Source organism: Shigella sp. FC1967, from assembly GCF_001743005.1.
Taxonomy (GTDB): Bacteria; Pseudomonadota; Gammaproteobacteria; order Enterobacterales; family Enterobacteriaceae; genus Proteus.
On the sequence record NZ_MIIZ01001023.1, the window covers coordinates 1 to 1,267 of the forward strand.

General features: G+C 50.6%; 2 protein-coding genes. Both read right to left on the reverse strand.

Annotated features, from left to right (window positions below; genetic code table 11):
• Positions 1-154 precede the first annotated feature (154 nt).
• Complete coding sequence (locus tag BHE89_RS17690) at positions 155-427, reverse strand: HU family DNA-binding protein (protein ID WP_069370015.1); 273 nt, start codon at positions 425-427, stop codon at positions 155-157.
• A 57-nt stretch (positions 428-484) separates the two neighbouring features.
• The gene (locus BHE89_RS17695; RefSeq protein ID WP_345876144.1) at positions 485-1,081 is read right to left on the reverse strand and encodes a thermonuclease family protein; all 597 of its coding nucleotides are present in this window, start codon (positions 1,079-1,081) and stop codon (positions 485-487) included.
• Between the last annotated feature and the right edge of the window lie 186 nt (positions 1,082-1,267).

The following is a 1,267-nucleotide window of genomic DNA, read 5'->3' on the forward strand; positions in this document are numbered from 1 at the left end:
TTTTCCACCGGCCTCAATTGCGTATAGAATGAACAAAACGTCCTTTTGAGTTGACGACAATCTCATCCCTTCCCCTTATTCATGTCTGATATGAATAAGGCTCCCACGAAAGGAGCCTTATGTAAACCTTATTCATGTGTCACATGATTAAGATCTAGTTCACGGAGTCTTTCAACCCCTTACCAGCTTTGAACCCAGGAATGTTGGCCGCCGCGATCTGGATGTTCTCTCCAGTCTTGGGATTCCGCCCGGTTCGCGCTGCGCGTTCCTTAACGTGGAAAGTACCAAACCCAGTGAGCGCTACTGTCCCACCCGCTTTAAGCTCCTCTGTCACTGAGTTGATCAGCGCATTTATCGCAGCTTCGGCCTTTGCTTTGCTAATGTCAGCGTCTTCGGCCACTTTCATAATCAGTTCACTTTTGTTCATCGTTATTCCTGTTTGTTTTCTTGGTTACTGTTTACACCTGCATACTCTGGGGTGTGGTTAGTGCTTTCTTCGCCACTCCCAAGGGGGAGTTCTCTCCGATTCCGGTAATGCCCAGAGACCTCGCTTATCGGCTTTGGCTTCGGCCTCCAGCTTGAACAGCTCCGGTGTTTTGGCGTACTGCCGGTACACCCACGCACTCCCAGAACGGACCATTTCGGCATTGACCCATTTGCCATCGACATAAAGGTTGGCGACCAGACGGCCATAACGGTCTTTGTCGATTTGCTCGACTTTAATCATTCGACCAAACACCAGATCGGACAACGCCTGTTTCGCCTTTGAGCCGTAGGGTTGTTTCTTCTCTGGGGTGTCGATTTCCGCCAGCCTTACCCGGTACTGGACTTTGCCGCTCCGGCAATCTTTCCCGGAGTCACAGCTTTGTTCAGTCAGGACCTTGACCGTATCACCGTCAGACACCCCCACAACCTTCGCAGTAAAGGTTTCTGCCCATACCTGAGGGGCCACCACCAGCATGGCTACCAGGAACGCTGAAACCCCCGTATTTTTCACAAAACCTAACCTCATAATCACTCCATCCAAATTACTTGTTTTTCCCAGCCGGTAGAGCCTTGGCCCAACAGAGCCTTGTTTCATCCACCTTGCTGTCTACGATTCGACAGGCATCCCAGTTAAGAGATGACCAGTGAGCAATGGCAGAGGCCAACCAGTACCACGGTGCCGTAAACACCGGCTGGCCCCCTTCCTTCGTTTTAAATACCTGGTATCGCATGTTGATCCTCCTGTTTGGGTGAGGCTTAGGCCTCGTAATAGAAATTTTTT